The following is a 23474-nucleotide window of genomic DNA, read 5'->3' as shown; positions in this document are numbered from 1 at the left end:
GAAGTTGTCCAGGCGGTCTGATTCACCTGGCATACTTCTGGATCTTGCGCACCACCGTCGACTGGTTGACGCCCAGCAGCTTTGCGATCTGGTAAGTGCTTTCATTCCTCTCCAGCGCCCTGGCGATTATCTGGCGCTCAACCTCTTCCGTCGCCTCCTTGAGGGGCAGGATTCCCCTGACATAGACCGTTCCCTCGCAGGGCTCGGCACTCCCCCTCCCCTCTCCCTGTATCTCATCGGGCAGGTGGCACGGCAGGATGGCCGGCGCATCGATGGTGACCACCAGCCGCTCCATGAGGTTCTCCAGCTCGCGCACATTGCCGGGCCAATCATATGCCAGCATCAGGTTCTTGGCCTCTTCTGATACGCATATATCCCGCTGGTATTTCCGGTTAAACCTTTTAAGAAAATGATATATAAGGGGCACGATATCATCCCTGCGTTCACGGAGCGGCGGGACCCTGACCGGCACGACATTCAGCCGGTAAAACAGGTCAGCCCTGAAGGTTCCCTCACGCACCATAGCCTGGATGTCACGGTTGGTTGCAGCGATAATACGGATGTCAACTTCTATAGGCCTGATACCCCCGATCCGGACGAGCTGTCTCTCCTGGATCACCTGCAGGAGCTTGACCTGGAGGTTGACGGGGAGCTCCGAGATCTCGTCCAGGAAAAGGGTGCCACCTGTGGCAAGCTCGATCATGCCAGGCTTGCCCTCGCGTTTCGCGCCTGTAAACGCACCCGTCTCGTAACCAAATAGCTCCGACTCCAGCAGGGTTTCGGGTATGGCGCCGCAATTGATCTTGATGAAGGGCCCTGCCTTGCGGCAACCTGTCCGGTGAATATACCTTGCTACAACCTCCTTGCCGGTGCCCGATTCGCCGAGCACCAGCACAGTAGAGCTAACGCTGGCCACCTTATCCGCAAGCTGAAGGACTTTGCCCATTTCCACGCTATAAGCCACGATTGATGCATCAGAATCGAAGCCTGATCCCACCTCGCCCATGGCCCCCTCTCCCGGCCTGGAAGCCCCGGCCCGGGTCGTATTCTGTCGCTCCGAAATGGCGTAGGGCAGGCAGGCATCTGGCAAGCTCAATCCCCTCAGAACGGATATGGCCTTTTCCCAACAGGTTGCGAAGCCACAGGCCCCGCAATCAAGCTGGTCCCTGGCTTCGAGCCTCCCCATGAGGGAAAGAGCCTTCCGGATGTCCTCGGGCGCAGGATTAGGGAAGGCCATCTTTTTTGCCTTGTTCGGGCAGGCCGCTATGCACCTGCCGCATGCCTCGCACCTCGAGCCATCAACCACCGCCCTCTGGCCAACGAGAGCTACCGCCCCACTCGGGCATGCGCTCACGCATGAACCGCAGGCTTTACACCTTTCAGGTATTGTTCTCACTGATCCCGCTCGCACGCAAATCTCCCCCTGGTTTCTCCCTGCCAATTATAACATTCCGAACAATCTTACTGCAACTTTATTTATAATACCTGCGCGCCGCCAGGCCGGGTTTTGTGATATAATGGTCGAGGTGGCAAGGGGGCGAATAGACCACATGAAGCTGATAAGACCAGGGCAGGCCTCGCTCAAGGAACTGCTGGCGAATAACTCAGGCCTCGCTATCGGGCGCATCCTGCAGGTTGCGGGGACACCCCTGCAGCGACTCCTGGATAGGGCAGGGGGTACCCACCGTTTCTGTAACGTCCAGGGTATTATAACACTCAAGAACGACGGTTTCAGGCAGTATGCGGATATCCTAAAACGAAACTTCGAGCAGCTTACCTCAGGAACCTATTGGGCCGACCGGGGATGGAGAAACGCAAGCCACCACTATAACCCCTTCACCAACCGGGGCCTCTGGCGCTGGCCGAGCGCGGTGACTGAGTGCCGCAGGCACCTGGCGCGCTCCCTTGATGCGTGGCGTGCGGGGAGGCAGGACCAGAGCTTCTTCTGGCTCGGAGCCGCGCTTCACATAGTACAGGATTCATGCGTCCCGCATCACGCTCGCGCCATTATAACTCACGGGCATCAAAGGTATGAAACCTGGGCTGACAGCCACAAATCCGACTATGCAGCCTCCGGCGAGGGGATGTATGGCCTTGGAGAGGACCCCGGCAAATGGGTGAAATCCAACGCCTTAATCGCATACAGCATGTACCCGAAGGTCTCTGACGGCTCCTGCGAATCAGATTACCGGGCTGCAAGCAAAGTCCTCCTCCTGCGCGCCCAGAGGACCACTGCAGGGTTTATGGCAATGTTTTTCGAGCTTGTGGACTTGATATCAAAGGCTGACAGTCATGAGGGGAGCGATGAGGGTAATGAGAATGAGGTGGAAGGATCATTGGAAGTGCCATTGCCAACGCCTGCCGGGCTATAGCGAACTGGTAGCGCTATAGCCCTGGGCAGGCGAGAATTGGGTTATATCGGCGTCCAGGTAAGCCTGGCCGAGCTTCTTGGCGGCGCCCACTCTATGATGGCCATCGACGACGAAATACTTCCCATCGAGCTCATATACCTCGATCGGTGGAAGGATCTCGCCCCTCTCGAGAGCGGCCTCGATGCGCCTGGTTCTCTCATCGGCCTTCCGGCCCTTCCATTGGAAGTTGCTGTCGAGCTCCTCCCAGCGATCGACGCTGCCGACTATCTTGTCGACCTCTATGGGCCTGACCCCCGCGTAGCGTTGATTGAGCGCCCTGTACTTCGACTTCTCCTGGTCAAACGACCTGACCCGGCCGGCCCTGTCGCCGAAGAGCATTACGTTGAATTTCCTCATATCTTCTTCACCTCCATTTCTTTTATTTTTTGGCGGTATCAATAGCAACTCGGGATCATAATTGTCCCTGCAGGTCGTCTGCTGACCCACTCCAATTATGTTATACACCCGGTCCGAGAAAAATTCAAGAGGCCGGGTGTAAAGCTTTTGTTAAAACGACGTTAACGGTCAAAAGGTCAGGATGGAGTTTCAGATGGGGTTAAAGGCTGGCAGCTTTCATGCTGTCGTCCGTCTTATGCTCCGCCGCGGACCTCTCAAACCACTCCTGCCCGAAGGCGATAACTCTTTAGCCCCCTTCGCAATGTTTATATAGGTATCAATGGCCCAAACGGGGAGGCCAGCGAAAGATTGCGTATCAACCATAAGAGAGGTCCTGGCCTCGTAAGACGGCGGTAAGATAAACCAGCTCAGAATCGCGCTCATAAGCGTCGCGGCGAGAAATATCACCAGGATCGTGGCCTTGCGTTTATACAGCACCTGGACATATTCATAAAGGTCCACCTCAAACACATCTTGCTCCGGCATTGACTCCGACACTGGCTCAATCAACCCCCTACCTTGCTGCTATCCCATGTTAATCTTGTGTTAATCTTGCTATGCCATGTTGATCCTTCCAGATTAATTTCTCCGGGGCCGGCTCCATTCCTCCTACATATTGCAAAAAACTGTCAGCGCCGCAACGCCATCCAGACCGCCTTTATATGGACGGCGCCCGTTACGACCAGGATCGCCCCGTAAAAGACAATCGCGGCGAATAGCGAGACGCCGAGGGCGGATATCTCGCTGCCCGTAGCCTCGAAGACGGCCTCGAAGAAACCGGGGAGCGCAATGATCAGCATAGCGCAACCTGCAACCGGGCTCCAGATCATCCCCGGCCAGTTCCAGCTCATGTTGAGCTTCCGTGATATGGCGCGAAGGTTTATCCAGGAATTAAGCGCCGCGCCCGCGCCAAAGCCTATGACCGCCGCGTGGATGCCGATTAAGGGTTCGGCACCGAATAGATAAATCAGGACGAAATCCGCGAGGCTACCGGCGATGAAGGACACGACTGACAACGTAGCCATGCCGAGGCCCTGGAGGATGCTGGATGTCGTTATCCTGATATACATGAAAACCGCCCCTATCGCGAGCCCGCTCAACACAGGCCCCGCCTCGGGGGCGCTGAAAACGATGCGGCAGAGGGGGTTGGCGAGAGCGTAGAAGATTGAGCACAGGGGCAGACCGGTAATCAGGGTGACCCTGACCGCCTCCCTTACCTGACGGGCCATTTTCACATAGTCCCTCTCGGCCGCCGTGCTTGAGACCGCTGGCACCAGGTTGGCGCTCAGGGCTATGGTAAATATGGTGGGAAATGAGACGAGGGCAAGTCCCACACCAGCAAAATCTCCATACAAGGATGTTGCCTTGCTGAGAGACATCCCGCCCGCCTGTAGCCTCAGGGGAATAAGGAACGCGCTCATCATATGAGCCGCCGAGGCTGCTATGCGTCCTACCGCCACGGGGACCGCTATGCGGAATATATCGCCTAGAAGCCCGAAGAGGTCAACCTCCTCCCCGTTCCGCCCTCCCTCTCTCCCCCTGGCGCCTCTGGCACCTCCTGAACCGTAACCCTGGACGCTCTGGTTAAGATTCACGTAACGCCTGTAGAAGATGAAAAGGGTTGCGAGGCCAGCCGACTCGCCCGCCACCATGCCGAGCGAGATGCCAGCTGCGGCGGCTTCGAGGCCATTTGCTATCAGGATATACGCCATGCACAGCGATACGATGGCTGATACAACTCTCTCAATGGTCTGAGAGAGGGCAATAGGTTCCATCCAGCGGAGCCCCTGGAAACACCCGCGAAAAGCAGAGTCAATGCCAACAACCAGGAGCGCCGGTGCGGTGCAGAGCATCACGGCATAGGTCCTCGGGTCCTTTAAGATGAAATCAGCGATAGAGCGCGCCGCGAGAATATAGAATATCGTCATAATGATGCAGGTTACAAGAATTATACCGAGCGCTACGTCCACTATGAGCCGGAGCGGGGCACCCGCGCGACGAGCATGGGGATCCCCCGGCCCTGCCCGGTGGCTCGCGCGCTCTTCGGCTATGAGTTTTGCGACGGCTACAGGCACGCCCGCGCTCGCAAAGGAAAGGAGGAATACATATACGGAGGAAGCGCGAACAAAAAGGCCTATACCCTCGGACCCGACAATTCTTATCAGCAGTATTCTCAGCGCAAATCCGACGAATCTGTTAAAGAAGCTGGCTACGGTAAGGACGAGGGTCCCGCGGGCGATGGATTCCTCTCTCATAGGGATACGACCTACCCCTCGAGCGCTGAACTCGGAGTCACCGAGACTCGTGTGAGACGCCTACAGAATCTCTATGGAGCCCTTGTGGAACCTGGAGTCCGGCCCACCTCTGCAACTGTGCGCCCTAAGAACTATATGTCCGGACCGCTCGTCCTATTCCCGCTATGTCAACATTGCCATGTCAACATCAATCAGTATGCAAAATCCACAAAAGCTGCCGGAGTCTGCCAAGACAGCGACCCTGAAGGCCCTCTTATCAAGCCTTGAGGTAGATCGTGCGCGATAATTCCCCGTCGATCGCAAACTCAGACTCCCCTATCCGAAATACGCATACCGGTATCCTCTGAATGAGCTTAACCCGAGCCCCGGGCAAGACGCCCATGGCCACGAATTTCTGGAGATCTCGCATGCTATGTGCATCCACGAAGGCGATCTCCGCCTCCTCCCCGGGCCCCAGGTCGCACAGCCGCAACCCATATGCTAACCCCGGGCGCCCGGGCGTCGCGCCCCGCCGCCCATCCACCTGGCCGCCGGCCCATTTGCCCGCGGGCCCTCTACCTCTACCCCATCTCCACCCCCACCTATACTTGTGGCGATGCCTTCCTTGCCTTTCTTGAGCAAAGGCCATCACATGATCACCCCCAGGGAACCAAGTATGAGGTTTGCCACGTACCCGACTGTAAATGCTGCGGAGAAAGCAAATGCCGCGATCAAGGTGGCTACTGCTATTCCCCTCTCCTTGATCATCACCGAGAACTGTGCTATACACGGGATGAAGAGGGTCAAGGCAATAGACGCAACTACCAACTGTCTCCCTGACAGGGCGCCGGCCTTCGCGAGGTCGTAAAGACCCGCTGCCCCATAATCCCGCCGGAAGAACCCAAACAAAAATGCAACCGTGGTCTCCGGTGGCAGGCCCATGGCGACCACAAGGGGCTCTATGAGCCTTATGGCCACCTCAAACAGGCCCGTGAGCTTCCCAAACCATATGAGAACGCTCGCTAGGATGAATATGGGCACTATCTCGAGGAAGTACCACTTCATCCTCGCCAGCGTCTTGCTCACCACATTGGCCACGCTGGGAAGCCTCAAGGGTGGTAGCTCCATATAAAAACTCGGGCTCTCCCCAGGCAACAGGACGGCCGCAAGCCGGCCCGTCACAACAAATGCGGCGCCGACGAAGATCACCCAGACCAGGAGCGTCCCTGGCCTCGCCGCAAGCAGCCCCATTATGACGCCAAGCTGCGCCGAGCACGGGATCGCGAGCGCAAGCAGCAATGTCGCTATGATCCTCTCCCGCCTGGTCTCGAGGGTCCGCGTCACAAGCGTTGCCATCGTTCCGCACCCGAACCCCAGGGTTATCGGGATCACGGAGCGCCCCGTGAGGCCTATCACCTTGAATACCCTGTCAACGAGCATCGCGAGCCTCGGCAGGTAGCCTGAATCCTCAATGATCGAGAATACCAGGAAGAAGCTTCCCACGATTGGAAGCACTATCGCCACCGCATACCTGAGCCCCAGTGTTATAACGCCGTAATCACCCGCCAGGAGGCTCCGCACGGCCTCATAAGGAATGAATGCCCGGGCGAGGTTATCCACGAATGGGTTGACCCACCTCTCAAACACCGCGGTTTCAAGGAAGTCAACGACCGTCCCGGCTCCAAACCCGCCGACGAACCGGTAAAGCCCGAAATAGAGCACCAGGATCAGAATGGGAATCCCCGTAAGCGGGTTCATGGTCAGCCTGCTCAAAAAGCCTGATAAGCCCGCAGATGCCGGGCGCGGTCGAGTATCGCGAGTTAACACGCCCTTAACGAGCGCAGCAGCGGCGGCCTGGCGCTCCATTGCGAGGGAGTAAGCAAAAGGCATATCCCCCTCAATCTCCCGGGCGATCGCTTCCACCCGCTCGAGCACCTCCCCAGCATGGCGTTCCCTCTGCGAGACAAGGGCCTCTATCTCAGCCTCGCCGTTTAAGAGCATGATGGCGGCGGCCCTCCTAGATACTGGATAATCTGCTTCCAGCAAGGCCTCAACCGCCGCGATGGCCTTCTCCGTCCGGTCGCTGTAGCTGTAGACCGGGCGAAGCTCAGCTCCAGACTCTACGGCTCCGGCCCCTGCTTTACCGAGCTCAGAGCCAGATTCACCGCGGTTGGAAATGAACTCTGTTATCCTCCTTCTCAAGGCTTCCATACCCCTGCCCGTGGTCGATGCCGTGAGCACCACCGGAATCCCGAGGCGCTCCTCCAAGAGCTCCACATCAACCCTGATCCCAAGGTGTTCAGCCTCGTCGGCCATATTCACCACCAGGATCACCGGCAGCCCGGCCTCAATGAGTTGTAACGCGAAAGGCAACATCCTGATCACATTCTTCGCATCAATCACATGGACTACCACGTCCACGCCCTCGTCAAGCAGGACGCGACGCGTAACCCGCTCCTCCTCGGTAATGGGGAGAAGCGAATAGGCCCCAGGGGTATCTATGACTTCAAAATCGACGCCTCCTACCCTCGCGTTCCCGCGCGATATCTCCACGGTTGTCCCTGGATAATTCGACACCGTCGCATAAAGGCCTGTAAGATTATTAAATATGACGCTCTTGCCTACGTTGGGATTCCCGACTATCGCGAGCTTCAGCGGGCCGGCATCCCGTGCCTTTGGACTCGTTTCCCGCGTCTTATCCGGTGTCGCTGCTGTCCCCTGTATTTTCATCTCCTGTGTCTCCATGGAAGACTTCAATGCTGCTCGCCTCCTACGACCGGAAGCTCCGCTGCGACTGCGTTTACCGCTGCGCCCATAGTCACTCGCGTCCAGTCTTCATACAATTTGGGCAGTAACCGTAGAATCTCAGGCTATGATCGGTTATCTTGAAGCCGGTGCTCCCGGCCACAACCCTCTCCACATCCTCCAGCAGGTCTTCATTGAATTCCATGATCGCCCCGCACCCGAGACAGATGAGATGGTGGTGGTAGTGCTTTTCCATCTCAGGGTTGAATTCGTACTTACTGCCAGCCTCCCCGAACTCGAGCTTCGACACAATTCCGAGGCTTTCGAAGAGCTCCAGGGTTCGGTAGACTGTCGCAAGCCCTATATCAGGGTATCTCTTTTTAGTTTCAACATAAATCTCCTCTGCGCTGGGGTGCTTGCTCGCCTTCTCCATGAGGCTGGCCAGGACGGCCTCACGCTGCGGGGTGAGGCGGCAATCCTTTTCCTCCAGGCGATCCCTGACCTCTGAAAGAATCTTATCCATAGCTATATCCCCCAGAAAATGTCGTTGATTCCTTCGATAATGATACTCATTCTCAATAATATTTTATCAGGAGAATGGGGGGTTTGTCTAGAGGAGAACTATATCTTTTCGATATCTTTTCGAGGTAAATTAGCAAAAAAGAGGATCAAAAAGGAGCCTGGAAAAAACTGGAGAGCATAAAGTGAAAAACGAATAAAGTAAAATAAGAAGGTAGGGGAATAAGGTGGGAGAAAAGGCCGGGCCCCGGCCGCGGGGCCCTTGTCACGCCTGTTATTTAGGCTTAAAGGTCTTGCAACACGTCTCGTCTGAGGTCTTGGCCTTCGGGACACCGAGGGCGCCGACCTCCATCCTCGCCGCGCCGGCCCGGGCTCCACCCTTCGCGCCTGACTCGCGTTCCTGAAAAACGCTATTTTCAACAAAAATCTCCTTGGCATTGCACAAGTTACCATTGCCCCAGTAGTAGCAGGTATCAACGGAGCATTTGACGTCATCGGGCATACCATTCACCTCCACTACAAGGGTGCCCCGCCGCGAGCTTTTTATTCAATGAGGAATTGTTCAAGAGGAACGGCAAGAACGGCCTTCGAGATAATGAGCGAGCCCATCGAGCGCCATGACGTAGCTGTATATTCCGAAGCCGGCGACTTGTCCTATGGTCACAGGCGCCAGGACGGATTTGCGCCTGAAGGGTTCGCGCGCATGCACGTTAGAGATATGGACCTCCACAGTGGGGATCCTGACGGAGGCGATGGCATCGCGGATTGCGATGCTGTAGTGCGTATAGGCGCCGGCATTGAGGATGATACCGCTGGCCCAGCTGAGCGCGTCGTGGATCGCGTCCACCATGGCACCTTCGCTGTTGTGCTGGGCGGCGCGGACCTCAATCCCGAGGGCGGCCCCACGCTGCTTGACAGTCTCCTCGATATCCTTCAAGGTGGTGGTCCCGTAAATCTCGGGCTCGCGCACCCCGAGGAGGTTCAGATTCGGGCCGTTCAACAGCAAAACCCTGTACATTTCACCCCACCCCGCCTCTCATCTCATTATCACACCTTCTCGCACCTTCTATCAGACGCATCCGGTAGACGTATCCGCGAGACTCGACCCGGCCGGGCTCGCCCGGGTGACCACATCCTCAATAGCCGCAATCACCACATCATCCGGCACATCCTCATATACACCAACCTCGCCCGGCCGGGAGGGCAGCACAAATCTGGGCCTGCCCCCCCTCGCCTTCTTATCAAGCGCCATCTTGGCGAGAATCTCCCCTGGCGATACCCCAACTGCCCCAGATGATACTGACGCCGGCATGGATACCGGGAGCCGCATCGCCGTGAGCAGGCTTCGAACCCTTTCGGATAGCCCCTCCGGCGCGAGCCCCATCCGCCAGGCGAGTCGGCACGCCCAGACGAGCCCTATGCTCACGGCCTCGCCATGTGTAAGCCCGCGATAACCGGTCAGGCTCTCAAGGGCGTGTGCGAGGGTGTGACCCAGGTTCAGAATCATTCGCTTCCCCTCATCGCGTTCATCCTGGCTAACGACCCTGGCCTTGAGGGCGCAGCAGCGCCGGATGACCTCCGTCAGCACCGACGGTTGGCCCATAACAACGGCTGCCTCTTCGCGCTCCAGCAGCTCCAGGAATTCGTCGCCCGACAATATGGCGCATTTTACGACCTCGGCCAGGCCCTGGCTGTATTCCCTGCGGGGCAGCGTCCGGAGGGTAAATGGGTCAATCAGGCAAACCCTTGGCTGGTAAAACGCACCTATCAGGTTCTTCCCCTGCTTGTGATCGACGGCGACCTTCCCTCCGACGCTGGCGTCGACCTGCGCCAGCAGGCTCGTCGGGACCTGGACGAAGGGGATGCCCCTCATATAAGTAGCGGCTACAAACCCTGCCGTGTCGCCCACCACCCCGCCACCGAGGGCGATCATGACTGTATCACGTCCCAGCCTCCGCGCGGCAAGGAAATCATATACCGACGCCGCCGTTTCCAGGGTTTTTGACGCCTCACCGGGCGGCATAACATATATAGATACCTTAGAACCACGCGAACGCAGCCCCGCGAGCACCCTGTCGCCCCACCACGCCCACACGGTCTCATCCGACATGACTACAACCTCATGGAATAGGCCAAGCTGATCCAGGATGCGCGGGAGTTCGGCTATGCAGCCCGGCCGTATGACCACATCATACGCCCCGGTCTCCCGGGGGAACTCGATCGTGAGCGTAACGCCGAGCCTCAGATCCGAAAGGTATTCTGCTATCAGGCCGGCAACCTCCTCCGGGGTGCGTCCCTCTGTATCCAGCCGCAGGTCGGCAAGGGCATAAGCCTCCCTGCGGGACTCATAAAGCGACGGGGCAACCGCGATGAGCGGACGCTGGCCCCTGGCCGCACCGGCCCGCGCGAGGGCCGTCTCGAGCGAGACCCCGAGGTTCACAATCACCCCACTCCGTCTCATTACATCGATATTCTCGGGGTTCATGACGATCCCGCCGCCCGTCGCCACGACGGCAGGCGCAAGCGTGGATATCTCCCTCAAAGCATCCCTCTCCAGCCTCCGGAATTCATCCTCACCTTCATCCTCAAATATCTCGGCAATAGTCCTGCCGCTCTCTTCAACTATAAACTCATCAACATCGATAAACCGGCGACCGAGCTTCCCGGCAAGCAACTGCCCCACGGTCGTTTTACCTGACGCCATGAATCCTGTGAGATAGATGTGATCCATATTACCACTAGAGTCCACCTTTCCAGGAGCATCCCGGGCGAGAGCATTGGGTGGCGAAATGGGGAATGCGTGATAAAATGCGTAATAATCAGGAGCGCGAGATGCGCTCTAGATAGGCCCGGTACGCGCCCATGATATCAGCGATGTTATCCCCGCCGAACTTCTCCAGGAACGCATCGGCGATTACAAGGGCCACAACGGCCTCGCCGACCACCGATGCGGCCGGCACCGCGCAAACATCCGATCGTTCGTGCTGCGCTAAGGCGACCTCCTTGTTTCTTATATCCACTGATCTGAGCGGGCGGCGCAATGTCGCAATGGGCTTCATCGCCGTCCGGAGCACGATCGGCTCACCATTGGAAATGCCGCCCTCGATCCCACCCGCATTGTTTGTCCTGCGAGAATAGCCCCAGCGCGGCATGCCGCCGTGATCTCCATTGAGATTGTGGCCGCCTCCACCACCGCCACCGCCATGCGGGCGGTAAGAGATCTCATCATGCACCTGCGACCCGGCAAGCCTCGCGCATTCAATACCGAGCCCGATCTCTACAGCCTTGATCCCGTTTATCGCCATGAGCGCCCCGCCAAGTCGCCCGTCGAGCCTGCGGTCCCAGTGCACATGGCTCCCGAGGCCAGGCGGGCACCCAAGAACGGCAATCTCGAAGACGCCACCAAGGGTATCGCCATCCTCCCCAGCCCGGGAGATCTCAGCCACCATGGCCCTGGATGCATCCGGGTCCGGGCACCTCACCGGCGACCCTTCTGCGAGCTCGGACCTTTCGACCCAGGAGGAAGGAACCTCCCGCGCCCGGACCTCACCGATCTGGATGACCTGGCTCACCACGCGTATATCAAATCCCGACAGGAGTCTCTTGGCAACACCCCCCAGGGCGCATCGTATGGCGGTTTCGCGGGCGCTCGCGCGCTCCAGGATATCCCTCATATCGCCCGGGCCGTACTTGAGCCACCCTGGCAGGTCCGCGTGTCCGGGCCGTGGCCTCACAAGGGGAGGCTCCTTCACCCCCGAGCGATCGTCCGCGTTGGAGATCATCAGCGCTATCGGACTACCAGTGGTTACCCCTCCCCTTACCCCCGAGAGGATTCTCGCCTGGTCCCTCTCGATCTTCATGCGGCCACCGCGCCCGAAGCCGCCCTGGCGGCGCGCCAGGTCGATATTCAAATCATCCTCCGTAAGCCCAACGCCGGCCGGCATCCCCTCCAGGATTGCGACGAGCGCGGGCCCATGGGATTCGCCGGCCGTGAGAAACCTGAGCATCGCATGCTCTCCCTTCATGAATACTATGCAATTATGCAATAACGGCGCTCAGCAGCGCCTCACGCATCACGTTCAACGGGGCATCCACCCCCGTCCACATCCGAAACGAGAGCGCGCCCTGATGAAGCAACACAGAAAGCCCCGAGACCACACGCGCCCCCTTCGACTGCGCAAATTTGATAAACCGAGTTGCAACGGGGCGGTAGACGAGATCGCATACCACCGTGGTGCTCGCGAGTGGCACTGATTCGGGCAGGGGAGAAAGCGCATCGCTCTCGGGCCACATGCCCAGCGAGGTGGTATTCACGAGCAAGTCCGCGCCCGCAACGGCTTCGGCAAAGGGGCCGCCTGGCAGGCTGGACAGGTCGCCTGTCCTAAATACAGTCCCCCCTCCAGATTCACCCGAAAAACGCCGTTTCATATCCCCGGCGAGCTCCTCGGCACGGTCCGGAGTGCGGTTGAGTATCACGATCTCCCTGGCACCGCCCCCGGCCAGCGCATAAACGCAAGCCCGGGCGGCTCCCCCGGCCCCGAATACGACAGCCCTCTTGCCCCTGGCGTCGAAGTCCGCATCTGACTTCAAGGCCCTGAGGAATCCCGCAGCATCCGTATTATGGCCGGCCATCACCCCGTCAGGCCTTATAACAATCGTGTTAACCGCTCCGATGGCCAGAGCCTCGCCCGTTAATTCACCCATGTACCTGGCCACCTCAACCTTGTGTGGGATGGTGACATTCGCGCCGAGGAAGCCGAGGGATTTGAGCCCTCTCACTGCATCACCCAGATCGCCGGGCGCGACATCGAAGGCGAGGTAACAGATGTCGAGCTTCAGGTGTTTAAAAGCCGCATTGTGCATGATAGGGGACAGGCTGTGGCCTATTGGGTGGCCTATAACTGCAACGCCTTTTGTGCCTGCGCTTATCCCGGGCATGCGTCGCCCCTCCTCTCCTCTCCCGGTTTTCCTGTCAGACTCCCCTGCTTTTCCCATCGAATTCCCGTGGCGCCCGCAGCGCTACCCGGATAACCTGGTGCCTCCCTCCGCACACCTTCTACATGAATGACATGCTATCCTTCACCACGATCGCCCCGCGCCGAGCCGGCCTGGGGTTGGAGGTCTCTCAGGATATCATAAAAGCCAGGGAAGGATATGCTAACACACGCAGCATCCTCCACCGTCGTGATGCCGTCCGCTATGAGACCCGCAATCGAGAATGCCATGGCCAGTCGGTGGTCGCCAAGGCTCTGGACTCTTGCGCCCCTGAGCCTTGCCGGCCCTGGGATAACAAGGCCGTCCGGTAGTTCCTCGACATTCGCCCCCATGGCTCTTAGACCAGCGGCAAGCCCCTTGAGGCGATCGCTCTCCTTCACGCGCAACTCGGCAGCATCCCTTATGATTGTAGTCCCTTCAGCCTGCGTTGCAGCAACCGCTATAATCGGAATCTCATCGATGAGCCTCGGCATGATGTCGCCGCGGATCTCTGTGGCGCAAAGCCCCGAATAACGCACCTCGATATCGCCTGCTGGCTCATAACTCCCGGCCGCGGGCCCAGCCCCAGGCTCAGGCTCTGGCTTGAGCTCAAGCTCAGGCTGGTCGATCACCCCGGCCCCCGGCGCGCCGGATCCGGACCTGGGCATAACCGAAATCTCCGCCCCCATGTCCTGCAGGACGTCCAGGATGCCGGTGCGAGTCGGATTTATACCCACGTCCCTCAACACCAGGTGCGACCCGGGCACGAGGCACGCGCCGACAATGAAAAAGGCAGCCGACGAGATGTCACCCGGCACAATGAACTCCCTGCCCGAAAGGACCATCCCCCCGCGGACTCCCACCATGTTGGTGTCGCATGACGCCCGGATGCGCCCTGCATTATCCCCCTCATTATCCCCTTCATCCCCTTCGCTCCTCAAGACCTCTCCACCGAAGGCCTCGAGAAGCCGCTCCGTGTGATCGCGCGACAGGCCCGGTTCTTCAACCCATGTTTCCCCGCTGGCCCAGAGGCCCGCAAGCAACAAGGCTGACTTCACCTGAGCGCTCGCGACGGGTATAGTGTGGCTCATTCCAATCAGGCTCCCGCCCCGTATAGCAAGCGGGGCGAACCTCCCGCCCTGACGTCCCACGATACTGGCCCCCATATGCCGCAGGGGGTCAACCACGCGCGCCATAGGTCTCTTCCTTAGCGAGGAATCCCCTGTGAGGATGCTGGAAAAGCCCTGGCCAGCTAGGATGCCTGCTAGAAGCCGCATCGTCGTCCCAGAGTTTCCACAATCCAATACATCCTCCGGCTCCTTGAAGCCGTCAAGGCCACAGCCGGTAATGGCGAATGTCCCGTCCGAGACCTGGTCTATCGCTACACCAAGGGCCCTGAGGCATGAGAGCGTGCTCTGGCAATCTGCGCCAGGCGCGTAATTCCTTATGATACTCTGGCCCCGGGCTATGGCGGCTAAAATGGCCGCCCTGTGGGAAATCGACTTATCGCCCGGCAGCCATATCTCCCCTCTCAGGGGCCTTCCTGCGGAACCTACTTCCATCACCCGTCCTACCCCTCTCCTATTACCGGCCTCACGGACGTGAATCCCACCCTTTGAGCCTGGCAAGCTCGTCCCTGAAATCCTTGACCTTCCCGAGCTGCTCTACAAGCGCCGGGCTCTCCCCGGCGATATCGCGAGCGAGATCATCCAGGCAATCACGGAAACGCCTCATCGCCGCAAGAAGGGCATCCCTGTTTGCGAGGCAAAAATCAGCGCTCATGCCCGGGCATGATGATGCAACCCGCGTGGTATCGCGAAAGCCGCTCGAGGCGAGCTCCGCGATCATACGGTCGTCCATGCCCCGCTTCATGGCGGTTTCAGTGAGCGCCACGGCGATAATATACGGCAGGTGGCTAATGTAGGCTACGACCTCATCGTGTCGCGCAGCATCCAGCTCGACCGGTACGGCGCCGACTGCCCGGGCGAGGCTGTAACCCGCCTCGAGGGCCCGGGGGCTCGTCTGCCCTGTTGGCGTAAGCACATAGGGAGCCCCGGCGAAGAGGTCGGGGTTTGCCGCGGAGAGGCCGGCCTTCTCAGATCCAGCCATCGGGTGCCCCCCTATGTAGTTTATAAAACCAGGCCCCTGCCGCGGGAGGACGGCCTCAATCGCCTCCACAATCCCGGCCTTGGCGCTTCCCACATCGGTTACGATGGCATCGTCCCTCAAGGCGCCCGCAATTTCCCGGGCTACGGCAGGCACGCCGCTGACAGGCACTGCTATGATCACAAGATCGGCCCTTGACGCAGCTTCAGCCGCGCACCCGCTGCTTCTGTCGATAGTGCCGGAGCGGACCGCGCACGTCATTATATCATTTGAACGATCAAAGCCCACGATCTCCTTCACACTTTGCCTCGCCCTGATGGCAAGGGCAATCGACGCCCCTATCAAGCCCAAGCCTATAATGGCGAGCACGCTGTCTGCCCATATGTCCCCGCGCCTGAGCTCCCCGCCATCCGTCTCCCTATGGTGCTGGGGCTCGCGGGGCGCGTCATCACTACTATTGTCAGGTGTAGCAAGATCAGGTGCAGTAAGAGGCATTTCCAGACCCCTCATTATTTCTCGCATTATCTCTTCCGGCCACGCCAACCAGCATCCGTCCCATGGCACCGGCTATCATCTTGAGCTCGCCCATGAGCCGCCCGAATTCATCGGGCCGCAACGACTGCTGCCCATCTGAGAGGGCCCTTGGCGGGTCGGGATGCACCTCGACCAGGATCCCATCAGCCCCGGCGGCGACGGCGGCCCGGGCCATTGCGCCGACGAGATCCGCGCGCCCTGTGGCGTGGCTGGGGTCGACGATGACCGGCAGGTGACTCAGCTTCTTCACAAGCGGCACCGCGCTCAAATCCAGTGTGTTCCTGGTATAGGTCTCGAATGTCCTGATGCCCCTCTCGCAAAGGATGACTTTGTGGTTCCCTTCCGAGAGGATATACTCGGCCGCCTGCAGCCATTCGTCTATCGATGACATGAGGCCCCTCTTGAGGATCACGGGCTTGCCCGTGCGGCCGACCTCCTGCAGCAGGGCAAAGTTTTGCATATTGCGCGCCCCGATCTGGAGACAATCGGCAAGCTCCGCAACGACGCCCACATGCTCCTCGCTCAGGACCTCCGTCGCTACGGGCATATTCAGGTTCCTACCCACCCTGGCGAGCATTCGCAGCCCCTCAACCCCGAGGCCCTGGAAACTGTATGGCGAGGTCCGCGGCTTGAACGCTCCACCGCGAAGGATACAAGCCCCGTGCGCCTTGACGGCCCTTGCCGCCTCGGCAAGCATCTCCTCCCCCTCGACCGAGCACGGCCCGGCAATGACGACCAGCCCATCGCCCCCGACCTCAACATCCCCGACCCTGACGGTTGTCGGCTCAGGATGCCACTCGCGGCTCGCCAGCTTGAATGGGTGGAGGATGCGCACGACGCGTTCAACACCAGGGAGCACCTGCAACGTCTCGGGCTCGAGGCGCCGGACATCGCCCACCGCGCCGATTATAGTGCGTTCTTCGCCCCGTGAAACATGCACCTTCAGGCCTGCGGCCTCAATCCGGGCGACTACGCCCTCCACTTCATGTTGTGCAGCTCCAGGCAACATTACTATTACCACAGCTAATTCCCCTCTTTACTCCTCTTACTCCTCCCGGCTTAAACTAAATCCAGGCCAATGTGCGCGACCCCACAGGGCTCAACCCCCAACCCCCGGCTCACGCTACCCCTTAATCCCCCGGCTCGCACTGTCCGAGGTCAGGCCTGAGGCCCGACGCACCCCGCAAGTAAACATGTTTTATCTCATTCTGGGTCTTGTCAGTGTTCCAGAGCAGGAGCGCGCGGATACAACGCCCCGGTGCGCCTGAAATCACCGGCTCTACCGCATCGATCAGGGGCACGAGGTTCCACCCCAGTCTCCGGGCGGCGGCAGCCGGGAATGCCTTCGTGAGGTCCGGGGTCATCGTGAATATAATACCGGCGATATCACCCGGCAGGATGCCGTTAACCCGCTGGATTTCGCAAAGAAGCTCAGCAGTCCTGGATAATATCTCCTCAGGATCATCCCTGTCAACCGTAGTAGCCCCTCTAACTCCCCTCATCAATATCATCTTAATAATACCACCTTATTGTGTCGTGCTGCAATGTCGTTGCTCGAAATGCTACCGTAATACGTCCTTAAAATAGCAATTTAGTAATGAATTCGTCTCAAGGCATTTCAATCTTGCACATTATCGGATGTCCTATCGCATTTGATTGCGATTTTCAATAAGTATACTATGTTATAGCTTACTTTTCAAGGGGTAGATGAGCACCTCCACGCATGTCCCATATTGTGCTATAATTGGAACAGCGGGATTTTGAAGGAGAGGGTGGTCAGAATTGGAAATTCGCCTCCTGCACACTGCCGACATCCACCTGGATAACCCGCTCTCGGGTCTCGGTAAGACCGGGAACTCAAGGCGCAAGGAGATAGCCCGCGCCTTCGAGCGGGTGATCTCCATCGCCATCGAGAAAGGCGTCACGGCCATCTTGCTGGCGGGCGACCTCTACCACGACCCGGTTGCACGTTCAGCTCCCTGGGTGAAGTCACTTTTCAGGAAGTTAGAGCGTCACGGCATCCAGGTCCTGGCCATCCCCGGGAACCACGATGATCTCCCCGCCTGCAAGGCTTACAAGGAGGAGTTCCCACCCAACGTCTACATCTTTAATGGGGAGGAGCTTGCGCCCTACACCCGTATCGAGGGGTTGAACGTCTATGGAATCGTCTCCGCGGATAAACACCGGAGAGTGCTGAAGGATTTCCGTAAAACCGATTCGCCGGGCTTTCACATCGCCCTTGTTCATGCCCAGTACCGGTTCACGGACGAGATCGCCGAGGATTATTGTCCTGTGGACCCGGAGGACGTGGAGCGGAGCGGGCTCGATTATATAGCCCTCGGGCACTTTCACAGCTTTATGGATTGCTCGCGCGGCAAGACCAGGGCCTTTTATCCGGGTTCCCCGGCCCGGCTCGATTTCTCAGACACGGCGGATAGGGTCGTCCTCCTCATAACCTTGAACGACGAGGACCCAGGCACCAGTTGGCCCGAAGCCGCGGCGCCCGGGAGTGAGGCGTGTGGCGCAGCCGGGGCGCGGTCCATTTCAGTGGAGCAGGTGCCGCTGGAGGACCGGCAGTATATCACCATCGAGGGGGATATAAACGACCCGGATCATATTCACCATCAGGTAGCATCCATTGGGGATGAGGCCGCCTGCATCAGGGTGAGGCTATCGGGGATAACCAGCGACCCCTCTATAGCCGGTTCCATAATGGACGACCTGGTCGAGAAGTACTCCGACAAATTCTTCTATTTTCATGTCGAGGATAGGACCGAAGTGGTAATAGACGGCCTGGAGGATGACCTCACAATACGCGGCAGGTTCCTGCATAGGATGCGAGAGCGGGCCCGGGACGTCCGAGACGAGGAAGATGCGTTACGAGTCCGCTATGCGCTTTCATATGGGCTCGCCGCCCTGAGGGGTGCAAAATTAAAATGAAGTTGTCATCAATCACGCTCGACAGGTTCGGCCAATTCGAGAACAAGAACATAAGCTTCGATGATCACTTCAATGTGCTTCTCGGCGACAATGAGGTGGGTAAATCCACGGTGGTCGACGCCCTTCTCATGACCCTCTACGGGGTGCGAAGGGATGATAATCTCTGGAAACGATACAAACCCCTTGACAACGACGCCTATGAGGCGACGCTTTACCTTGAAACCTCGGACGGGAGGACTTACAGGATTCACAGGGATTTCTTGAATACGCGGAATGTCGTGGTATCCCTCCTCGACAACAGCGCATGGGTGAACATCAAGGACCAGACCCCGATTTTCGACGACATCGGGATAGGGGATATGAATCTCTGCCGGAGCACCCTCGTGGTAACCGGGAGCGATGTCGTACTCGGTTCGAAAGATCGCAGGAGCATAAGCACAGCCCTGAACATGAAGATAACCTCCGGCACCGGGGAGGCAACGGGCCGGGCCGCCTTGAGCGTGTTGAACGAAGCGAGGAAAGCCCTGGCGAAATCCATTCAGGATGCTACGGGCGACCGAGATAGGCTCGCTCAACTGCAGACCGAGATCGAGGACGCGGAGCAACGGGCGCTCGCGCTCAAGGCCCGGTGCGAGCAGGCGAGGCTCCAGTATGCCACCAGAAAGGCGCGGCTCGAGGTGCTCGAGCCCCTCATAGCGGCCCACGATGAATACCTTCTCGCAAAACGAGATTACGAGCAGAAAGTGCAGAGACAAGCCGAGCTTGTGGGGTTACACCGCGAGACCGAAAAGATAGAATCTGATATTCGAAGGGTCGATTCCGCCCTCAAGGAATATGGCGAGAGGGCGCAGGTGCTTACAAACGAGAATAGCGATGCCCTCGTTGAGCTGGCCAGCAAAATATCAACGATATGCGAACGGGTGGCGAAGCTGGAGAGCGAGCGAGCGGTTCACTCAAGGCTCGTTGAAAACCTGGAGCGTGAGGTTGCCACATTACGGTCATCCCTGGCCTCATTTGATGGGGATATCCTCACACCCGAGCGCCTCGCCGACTTGAAGCTCCTGCAAAAGACCCTTGAATCCACGTCGCGCGAGGTCGAAAACAGGAAGGCCGCCCTCCTTGACTGCGAGAGACGCAGCGCGCATATCCCGGCTCTCTGGCCGACCTTCATGATCTTGGTGGCTTCCAGCATTGTGGCGGCATTGTTCTGGCCTGCCGGCGTCCTCGGGGTCATGATCGGCCTCATGCTTATCCTGGCTCGGGGCATAAAGATCAGGCGAGCCCGGGCCCTGCGATCCAGTTTTGAACATGCATTAAATGATGCGCTCGCGCGGCTCCGGGATATCGAGGAGAGGTTCTACGGGTTGAGCCAGAAACGAAGCCTTGAGGGTTTTGAGCGGGAATACGAATCCTACGTCAAGGCCGGGAGAGAGCTCGAACGCCTCGAGCAGCAGCTCAACCGGGCCAGGGAGCGCCTTGCTGACTTCGCCACAGCAGATGATGTAAAGGAGATAAAGAGGCTCGAAGCAACCATGGCGGCCATCCTCGAGGCCGCAGGATGCCGGTCGACCGAGGAATTCCAGAGGGCCGTGGAGGACTATGCCAGGCTGTGCAGGGAAAAGCGAGAACTCGAGGCCGTGCGTGCGGGTTTGCTCAAGGGTAAGACGTTTGCCCAGGTCAAGCAGGAGCTGGACGCTGTCACGGCCGATGTTATAACCGCTCAGCAGCGGATGGAGCGCGCATCAAGGTTGATCGGCAACCTCGAACCCGAGCTCATACTATCCTACCGGAGGGAGCTCGAAGGCATAAACCTCGCAGCGCTGGCCAAGGATATCGAACTCGCTGATGAGATGTATAACCAGCACCGCGAGCTGACCATGAAGACGGACCCCCTGGATATCAAGGCCGAGCTTGCGGAGGTCGAGGGTAAACTGCGCGATCTCGGGGCGAGGCACGCAGGGGTCATCCTCGCCATTGAGACCCTGACGGGGGCGATAGCCGAGGTCCAGCGCAACATTGTCCCGGCGATCGAGGCCCGCACGGGGGAGATACTGGAGCGCCTGACGGGCGGTCGCCATAGGCGCGTCGAGCTAGAGCTCGATGCATCGGACCTGGAGATTCATATCGTCCAGCGAGACGCGGGGCAGCCTAGACTCAACGCCGACCTGCACCTGAGCAGCGGCACGAGGGACCAGCTGTATTTCGGGATCAGAATAGCCCTGGCAGAGGTGCTCACGGCAGGCCGCGAATTCCCAGTAATCCTGGATGACCCCTTCATAACCTTTGATGACGCTCGCTTCCGAGAAGCCATGAACTTCCTGGGAGAGCTCGCCCGCGCCCACCAGGTCATCTATGTTACTAAGGATAAGGACCTCCCGGCGCGGGTCAACCTGCCGGGGCTGCATGCCACGGTGACGGCGCTTTATTAAGGCGCTGGCATCGGGCTTGACATGGCATTAAGGCGGCGACATTAGTGGTTTTGCTAGGCGGCGGGAAATGAGCCGAGCACCCGCGTGAAGATCGTCTTCGTCTTGAGCTCGGCAATGGCGTCCTGGCACACCTGGTCGGAGATGTGGGTTTCCACGTCGAGATAGAATATGTACTCCCACGGCCGCCCCCGGCTCGGGCGGGACTCCAGCTTGGTCATGTTTATCTGGCGATACGCGAAGGCACCCAGGCACCAGTATAAAGCTCCAGGCCTGTGTTCCGTGGCAAAAACGAGGACGGTCTTGTTCCTCTCGCCCCGGGTCCCCTCCTGCCTCCCAATCGCATAAAACCTTGTGAAATTATCCCTCTGCGTCTGGATGCCCTCGGCCAGGACCGCAAGCCCATAGATATCCGAGGCTCGCCTGCTCGCTATAGCCGCCGCGCCGCGCATCCGCCCTTCCTTTACCATCCGGGCGCTGCCAGCCGTATCATAAACCGCGACCGTCTCGACGGCGAGCTTTTGCAGGAAAACATCGCATTGCGCCAGGGCCTGGGGATGCGAATAAACCCTCTTTATGTCTTCTATTCTCTCGCCCCCAAGGGCGAGCAGGCAGTGGTTTACAGGCAACATGACCTCACCGTAGATTTTGAGATCGTTCTTCAACAGGAGATCATAGCTCTCATTTATGCTCCCGGCCAGGGAGTTCTCAATAGGGATGAGGCCATCTGTGGCCCTGCCTTCGTTGATTGCCTCAAAAACATCGGGCAGGGTCCGACACGGTAAGACGCTAGCCTCGCCTAACCTGACATCGCTGAAGAACTGGACAAGCGCCTCCTCGCTATAAGCACCCCTCTCGCCCTGAAAGGCTACAATTCGCTCCATAGTATCTTTCTACCTCCGTTCGTCCGCCCTGGTCATAAGTATAACACTTTGTTGCGGCGCTCGGAAGAGAAAGATTTGTCCCCCGCCGATGGACAGAGATGGGGCTTATACAGGCTTACATGTCAGCTTCTTGGGCCTTATTAAACGCCTCCGTTCTCTCCCTAAACCCGATCCGTCTATACCCTGTCACATCGAACCCCTCGCTCAAGTCGACCTCATAGACTCCGAGGAGATCGTAACGCCCGTATCTGCGCATGTATTCCCCTTCCTCTACCACTTCAACCTGAGCACGCCACCCATTGTCAGCTTTCGTAAAGCAGATTATTCTCCCCGGGTCTCCAAAGATCCTCGCAAAGAAGTCCCCTACCGCTGCCAGACCTTTTCCGATGTGCATTGCTTCCTTCACTCTGGTCTCCTCCCTCAGGCTGTCTTCGGGCTCCATACCCTACCCTGCTGTTCTGAACTTGACATCAACAAAATTATACGGTGGCCAAGGCCCCGTGTACTGGAACTCCAAGATATCTCCAAACCTGGCTGCCACCTCGTTCACCCTGGCATCAAAATCCGCTTCTTTATCCTTCTCCACGAGAAAAGACGCGTTAAGAATCATGCGCTCCCCCACGATGGTATTGATACGCGACGCCACGGCATACGGTTTTAGAGCCTCGACTATCTGCGAGACGTAATCCTCATTCCTTTCCGCGATGGCGGCTTCGACGATCTCACCTGCTGCGATCATAGTCCCGTAAGAGTCAACTGATCCCTTTCGGAGCCTCGCCTTCAATCCACGGAGGCGTTCTGATGTCTTATCTATCTCCTCGAGCACCTTGGCAAAAGCCTCTTTCCTCCAAGAGACTTTCAGGCCGAGCTCTATTTTGCCACTGATCTGTTGGAGAATCTGCACGAATTCCTCGTAGCCGACTCGAAGCATCCTAAGTATGGCATTCTCGCTCCGTAGGACCGTGCCGAAGCTCATCGGTATAATCGCGCAGGCATCCATAACATGGGAAATGACGCGTTCGTGGTCGAGCGCATTCTGCTCCGTGGGCTCAAACATTTCCCGGGAGGTTGGACTTACAACTGCAGCGATATTGCGATAGTTTATGGTGAATACCTCGTTTCCTTCCCCGCCTATCCCGATGGGGCCGAAGCTTTTTGGACTATCCGCCCCTATGATTCCATAGGTGTAAAACATAGGGTCTTTAAATCGTTGAACCCTAACTACACGTGATTTCAATCTTCCATTCTTCCCACTCTTTCGATTCTTGCTCATTTGAGCCCTCGCCTCGCCTTAATCATCATTAA

The 23474-nt window shown here is 58.3% G+C and carries 22 protein-coding genes and 2 pseudogenes; 3 read left to right on the top strand and 21 right to left on the bottom strand.

From position 1 onward, the window contains the following. Positions 1–22: 22 nt before the first annotated feature. The 3 genes and pseudogenes from HPY71_01160 to HPY71_01150 form a co-directional block, all read right to left on the bottom strand. Positions 23–1006 (bottom strand): sigma 54-interacting transcriptional regulator, encoded by a 984-nt coding sequence (locus tag HPY71_01160; GenBank protein ID NPV52112.1) that lies wholly within the window; start codon positions 1004–1006, stop codon positions 23–25. A gap of 63 nt (positions 1007–1069) precedes the next feature. Further along, positions 1070–1237 (bottom strand): annotated as a pseudogene (locus HPY71_01155) (hypothetical protein). A 6-nt stretch (positions 1238–1243) separates the two neighbouring features. Next, positions 1244–1396: pseudogene (locus HPY71_01150) on the bottom strand (4Fe-4S binding protein). A 154-nt stretch (positions 1397–1550) separates the two neighbouring features. Between HPY71_01150 and HPY71_01145 the strand changes: the two are divergent. Continuing rightward, a complete protein-coding gene (locus tag HPY71_01145) occupies positions 1551–2372 on the top strand; it encodes a phospholipase (GenBank protein ID NPV52111.1) in 822 nt (273 codons plus the stop codon). Here HPY71_01145 and HPY71_01140 read toward each other — a convergent pair. The 15 genes from HPY71_01140 to aroH all read right to left on the bottom strand — a co-directional run bounded on the left by HPY71_01140 (position 2367) and on the right by aroH (position 17421). Beyond that, positions 2367–2768 carry a ParB N-terminal domain-containing protein gene (locus HPY71_01140; GenBank protein ID NPV52110.1) on the bottom strand — a complete coding sequence of 134 codons (402 nt, stop codon included), beginning with the start codon at positions 2766–2768 and terminating at the stop codon, positions 2367–2369. The two genes, HPY71_01145 and HPY71_01140, sit on opposite strands and share 6 nt — an antisense overlap. A 216-nt stretch (positions 2769–2984) precedes the next feature. Then, a complete protein-coding gene (locus HPY71_01135) occupies positions 2985–3305 on the bottom strand; it encodes a hypothetical protein (protein NPV52109.1) in 321 nt (106 codons plus the stop codon). A gap of 131 nt (positions 3306–3436) precedes the next feature. After that, complete coding sequence (locus HPY71_01130; GenBank protein ID NPV52108.1) at positions 3437–5062, bottom strand: polysaccharide biosynthesis protein; 1626 nt, start codon at positions 5060–5062, stop codon at positions 3437–3439. A gap of 256 nt (positions 5063–5318) precedes the next feature. Continuing rightward, complete coding sequence (locus HPY71_01125) at positions 5319–5690, bottom strand: ferrous iron transport protein A (GenBank protein NPV52107.1); 372 nt, start codon at positions 5688–5690, stop codon at positions 5319–5321. Next, complete coding sequence (gene feoB, locus HPY71_01120; protein NPV52106.1) at positions 5690–7771, bottom strand: ferrous iron transport protein B; 2082 nt, start codon at positions 7769–7771, stop codon at positions 5690–5692. Before feoB ends, HPY71_01125 begins: the two co-directional genes overlap by 1 nt. Before the next feature lie 88 nt (positions 7772–7859). Beyond that, positions 7860–8309 carry a transcriptional repressor gene (locus HPY71_01115; GenBank protein ID NPV52105.1) on the bottom strand — a complete coding sequence of 150 codons (450 nt, stop codon included), beginning with the start codon at positions 8307–8309 and terminating at the stop codon, positions 7860–7862. 270 nt (positions 8310–8579) lie between these two features. Continuing rightward, positions 8580–8807: a DUF1540 domain-containing protein gene (locus HPY71_01110; protein ID NPV52104.1), complete on the bottom strand. Its 228-nt coding sequence runs from the start codon at positions 8805–8807 to the stop codon at positions 8580–8582. Positions 8808–8867: 60 nt separating this feature from the next. Next, on the bottom strand, positions 8868–9323 hold the full coding sequence (gene aroQ / locus HPY71_01105) for a type II 3-dehydroquinate dehydratase (GenBank protein NPV52103.1): 456 nt from the start codon (positions 9321–9323) through the stop codon (positions 8868–8870). A 51-nt stretch (positions 9324–9374) separates the two neighbouring features. Beyond that, on the bottom strand, positions 9375–11054 hold the full coding sequence (aroB, locus tag HPY71_01100) for a 3-dehydroquinate synthase (GenBank protein ID NPV52102.1): 1680 nt from the start codon (positions 11052–11054) through the stop codon (positions 9375–9377). 70 nt (positions 11055–11124) lie between these two features. Then, positions 11125–12312 carry a chorismate synthase gene (gene aroC, locus HPY71_01095; protein ID NPV52101.1) on the bottom strand — a complete coding sequence of 396 codons (1188 nt, stop codon included), beginning with the start codon at positions 12310–12312 and terminating at the stop codon, positions 11125–11127. 31 nt (positions 12313–12343) lie between these two features. Then, positions 12344–13243 (bottom strand): shikimate dehydrogenase, encoded by a 900-nt coding sequence (locus HPY71_01090; GenBank protein ID NPV52100.1) that lies wholly within the window; start codon positions 13241–13243, stop codon positions 12344–12346. Between the two features lie 134 nt (positions 13244–13377). Further along, the gene (gene aroA, locus HPY71_01085) at positions 13378–14841 is read right to left on the bottom strand and encodes a 3-phosphoshikimate 1-carboxyvinyltransferase (protein NPV52099.1); all 1464 of its coding nucleotides are present in this window, start codon (positions 14839–14841) and stop codon (positions 13378–13380) included. A 31-nt stretch (positions 14842–14872) separates the two neighbouring features. Continuing rightward, on the bottom strand, positions 14873–15880 hold the full coding sequence (locus HPY71_01080) for a prephenate dehydrogenase/arogenate dehydrogenase family protein (protein NPV52098.1): 1008 nt from the start codon (positions 15878–15880) through the stop codon (positions 14873–14875). Continuing rightward, positions 15861–16928: a 3-deoxy-7-phosphoheptulonate synthase gene (aroF, locus tag HPY71_01075; protein ID NPV52097.1), complete on the bottom strand. Its 1068-nt coding sequence runs from the start codon at positions 16926–16928 to the stop codon at positions 15861–15863. Before aroF ends, HPY71_01080 begins: the two co-directional genes overlap by 20 nt. A 121-nt stretch (positions 16929–17049) precedes the next feature. Further along, the gene (gene aroH, locus HPY71_01070) at positions 17050–17421 is read right to left on the bottom strand and encodes a chorismate mutase (protein NPV52096.1); all 372 of its coding nucleotides are present in this window, start codon (positions 17419–17421) and stop codon (positions 17050–17052) included. Between the two features lie 280 nt (positions 17422–17701). Here aroH and HPY71_01065 point away from each other — a divergent pair, with 280 nt between their 5' ends. Then, on the top strand, positions 17702–18859 hold the full coding sequence (locus HPY71_01065) for a DNA repair exonuclease (protein ID NPV52095.1): 1158 nt from the start codon (positions 17702–17704) through the stop codon (positions 18857–18859). Continuing rightward, positions 18856–21288 (top strand): AAA family ATPase, encoded by a 2433-nt coding sequence (locus HPY71_01060; GenBank protein ID NPV52094.1) that lies wholly within the window; start codon positions 18856–18858, stop codon positions 21286–21288. The genes HPY71_01065 and HPY71_01060 overlap by 4 nt, the downstream gene beginning before the upstream one ends. A 53-nt stretch (positions 21289–21341) precedes the next feature. Here HPY71_01060 and pheA read toward each other — a convergent pair whose 3' ends face one another. The 3 genes from pheA to HPY71_01045 all read right to left on the bottom strand — a co-directional run bounded on the left by pheA (position 21342) and on the right by HPY71_01045 (position 23406). Continuing rightward, positions 21342–22169 (bottom strand): prephenate dehydratase, encoded by an 828-nt coding sequence (pheA, locus tag HPY71_01055; protein ID NPV52093.1) that lies wholly within the window; start codon positions 22167–22169, stop codon positions 21342–21344. A 115-nt stretch (positions 22170–22284) separates the two neighbouring features. After that, positions 22285–22611 carry a gas vesicle protein GvpR gene (locus tag HPY71_01050; protein NPV52092.1) on the bottom strand — a complete coding sequence of 109 codons (327 nt, stop codon included), beginning with the start codon at positions 22609–22611 and terminating at the stop codon, positions 22285–22287. A gap of 3 nt (positions 22612–22614) precedes the next feature. After that, positions 22615–23406: a GvpL/GvpF family gas vesicle protein gene (locus HPY71_01045; GenBank protein ID NPV52091.1), complete on the bottom strand. Its 792-nt coding sequence runs from the start codon at positions 23404–23406 to the stop codon at positions 22615–22617. Between the last annotated feature and the right edge of the window lie 68 nt (positions 23407–23474).

It is taken from the genome of Bacillota bacterium, assembly GCA_013178125.1.
Classification (GTDB): domain Bacteria; phylum Bacillota; class SHA-98; order Ch115; family JABLXJ01; genus JABLXL01.
Note: the sequence above shows the minus strand (reverse complement) of the source record. Positions and strands in the feature narration are given on the sequence as shown.